3 protein-coding genes are annotated in these 3,322 nt (G+C 38.8%); all 3 read left to right on the top strand.

The window, feature by feature from the left end; translation table 11 throughout:
* Positions 1-174: 174 nt before the first annotated feature.
* The 3 genes from NZ519_13225 (at position 175) to NZ519_13215 (ending at position 3,238) form a co-directional block, all read left to right on the top strand.
* Positions 175-1,128 (top strand): alpha/beta hydrolase, encoded by a 954-nt coding sequence (locus tag NZ519_13225; protein ID MCS7029715.1) that lies wholly within the window; start codon positions 175-177, stop codon positions 1,126-1,128.
* Between the two features lie 5 nt (positions 1,129-1,133).
* Complete coding sequence (locus tag NZ519_13220; GenBank protein MCS7029714.1) at positions 1,134-2,327, top strand: GlmU family protein; 1,194 nt, start codon at positions 1,134-1,136, stop codon at positions 2,325-2,327.
* A 95-nt stretch (positions 2,328-2,422) separates the two neighbouring features.
* The gene (locus tag NZ519_13215) at positions 2,423-3,238 is read left to right on the top strand and encodes an enoyl-ACP reductase (GenBank protein MCS7029713.1); all 816 of its coding nucleotides are present in this window, start codon (positions 2,423-2,425) and stop codon (positions 3,236-3,238) included.
* Positions 3,239-3,322: the final 84 nt, after the last annotated feature.

Here is a 3,322-nt window from a genome sequence, read left to right as displayed (position 1 = left end):
GAAGCGCAGCGAAGTACCGAAGCGAAGCGTAGTGCGGAATGCCCCGACCCTTGCGCAGCAAGGGGCACGCCCAAAAAGCAATCTTAAACTACAAAAATTCCTTCGCTAAACCAATAAAAGCACTGTAATAGGTCAAAAAAAACTATTTTTGCTTACACAAAGTTGTGTGCATATATGCGAGCTGCTATTATTTTAATGTTCGTTTTAGTAGGAGTGATTTTAGTTACAGCAGTCATTGTTTCCCCACAAATTGGAGCGCAGGCAATATTAGTACCTCAACGCATTACACCAAATACTATCCGCGAACACGAACGAGTGTACGAACGTGCCTTTTTCATGCACCCCAAAGAAGCTAAACTTGATGCAGAAGAGGTTGAAATTATTTCCCGAAGCCCACTTCCTTATGCTTTACCTGCCGATAGTGTAGTTAAACTCAAAGGATGGTTCACAAAAACAAAAAAAGATACCACAGGTAAAACCTTAATTATTTTGCACGATGTAGGTCAAAGTAAATGGAACTTGATTTCTATGGCAAAATACTACGATAGTTTAGGATACAACACTCTGCTTGTAGACCAACGTGCACACGGACTAAGTACAGGTAAATTCTGCACCTACGGATACCACGAAAAATATGACGTACTGGCAATGATAAAATACCTCAAACAAAGAAAAGAAGTCAAAAGTATTGGTATTTTAGGGCTTTCTATGGGCGCTTCCATTGCTATACAAGCTGCTACTATGGATACTAACATTAAAGCCCTAGTGTTGCAAAATCCTTACAAAGACTTGCGTTCAGCGACGCGGGACTATGGGCGAAAAATACTTAGCGTTCTAAGCGATATCATGTACCCCCTTGTGGCTAAAGCCACAGAAAAACAAGCTAAATTCAAAATGAATGAGGTAGATATAGTCCGAGATATTAAAAAAGTGCGCGTTCCTACCCTCTTTATTCTATCAGAAAATGACACAGATGTGCCTTTTGCAAGAAGTAATTATGTATATTTGAATGCAAATAATCCCAAAACTCTGTGGAAAGTGCCTAACGCTGGACACTTCAACATTTTACACCTATCTGCTAAAACCTATTTTGCCAAAACAGATTCTTTTTTCAAAAAGTATCTATAAAGCCTATGTCATACATTCTTTTTGAAGACCACAGCGCTGTCAGCCTACTACCTTTGACTGCTTTGAAACCTGTGTATCACCTTCGTATCGGAATAGATACTATCATTGAAAAATGGCATCGTTATTTTGGCGAAACCCTTTGTACTACTTGCAGAAGCTACCTTTTTCAAAAGTATGGAAAACTTACTGCTACTCCTTCCACATTAGTTAATGGGAAGTTTATTCCTACGCGCAAACTAGTCTACCACATTAAACAGTTAAAACCTAATCAGGCTTTAATTTATCAAGAGGAAATTGTAGCAGCAAATGTTCCTACTGAATTTTTTCATCAAGACTTGCAACAAACCTTACCCAAAGGAATGTTCTACCATTTTGAAAAGATAGAATACACAGAAGAGCCTTTGATTTATATTCATTATCCTTGGGACCTCTTTACACACAATCACAAAGTAATAATACAGGATTTTAATGACCTTGTGCCAAGAGATTATATTCCTGTACCTGTGGACCCTTATACTCGCATGTACGAACCTGAAAACATTTACATAGAAAAGGGCGCAAAAGTCTATGCAGCAGTATTAAATGCTTCCGAAGGACCTATCTACATTGGTAAAAATACGGAAATTATGGAAGGAACCGTAATAAGAGGTCCTTTTGTGTTATGTGAAGGTTCAGTCTTAAAAATGGGCGCTAAAATGTATGGGGATACCACAATAGGTCCATATTGTAAAATAGGGGGCGAAGTAAGCAACAGTATTTTTATGAGCTACTCTAATAAAGCACATGATGGCTATGTAGGCAATTCAGTAATTGGCAGTTGGTGTAATTTAGGTGCAGATACAAATACTTCTAACCTAAAAAACAATTACAGCAAAATCAACGCTTGGAACTATGAAAAACAAGGTGTTATTGCTACAAACCTTCAATTCTGCGGTTTAATCATGGGCGATCATTCTAAATCAGGTATAAATACCATGTTCAACACAGGAACCGTAGTAGGTGTAGGTTGCAATGTGTTTGATGCTGCTTTTCCGCCCAAGTATATTCCCGATTTTTCTTGGGGCAGCGCAGCATCTTTTCAAAGGTATGATATAGAAAAACTTATAGACACAGCCCGAGCTATGTACCAACGACGCAACCTAACTTTAACCGAAGAAGAAATTGCAATCTTAAAATATTGGTATAACATAACGAAGTAACCGCACTATTCGTATTCTGCTTTTGTATTTTTTGCAAAAATTGCTATTCAAAAGTCAATATTTTTCTACTTTTGCACCCATTCAGCAGTTAAATTATGGCATACGGACTATTAAAAGGTAAAAAAGGCATCATATTTGGTGCTTTGGACCCAAGCTCTATTGCGTGGAAAGTAGCTGAAAAAGCTTATTCCGAAGGCGCAGAAATTTTACTTACAAATGCTCCTGTGGCTATGCGCTTAGGTAAAATCAAAGAGCTAGCTGAAAAATGTCAAACCGAAGTTATACCCGCAGATGCAACAAGCTTAGATGACCTTAAAAAGCTTATGGAAGCAGCTAAGCAAAAGTTTGGTAAAATTGATTTTATGCTGCACTCTATTGGCATGTCTCCTAACATTCGCAAAAATAAACCCTATAATGATTTAGACTACGACTTTTATTACAAAACGCTCGATATTTCTGCTATTTCTTTGCATAAAATGCTGCATGTAGCAGAAAAAACAGAGGTACTCAATCGCAACGCTAGCATAGTAGCTTTGACTTACATTGCAGCGCAGCGCATTTTTTCTAAGTATTCCGACATGGCAGATGCCAAGGCCTTGTTAGAGTCTATTACTCGCAGTTATGGATATAGATTGGGGGTAAGTTTAGGGGTAAGGGTAAACACAGTGTCTCAATCTCCTACAAGAACTACGGCAGGCTCAGGTATAGAGGGTTTTGAGGAGATGTTTCAATATGCTGACAAAATGTCCCCATTAGGTAATGCTACTGCGGAGGACTGTGCCGATTTTTGTGTGGTTCTGTTCAGTGATTTGACACGTAAGATTACAATGCAAAACATTTATCATGATGGAGGTTTTAGCAAAATGGGGGTTAGTGATGCGATTATAGAGGAGTATATTCAAAAACGATAAATTTTCTATTTTTTGGGCGTGCCCTTGTGGGCGTTTCGCTGCGCTCATGCCCACAAGGTCGGCGTGCTGCGGGCTACGCTAACG

The sequence above is a fragment of the Bacteroidia bacterium genome, assembly GCA_025056095.1.
In the GTDB taxonomy this organism is placed as follows: Bacteria; Bacteroidota; Bacteroidia; order JANWVE01; family JANWVE01; genus JANWVE01.
This window is presented reverse-complemented; position numbering and strand designations above follow the sequence as displayed.

Bases quoted from the DNA above. Each gene is read 5' to 3' on its own strand.
- NZ519_13225 (MCS7029715.1), top strand. From the start codon at position 175: ATGCGAGCTGCTATTATTTTAATGTTCGTTTTAGTAGGAGTGATTTTA.
- NZ519_13220 (MCS7029714.1), top strand. From the start codon at position 1,134: ATGTCATACATTCTTTTTGAAGACCACAGCGCTGTCAGCCTACTACCT.
- NZ519_13215 (MCS7029713.1), top strand. From the start codon at position 2,423: ATGGCATACGGACTATTAAAAGGTAAAAAAGGCATCATATTTGGTGCT.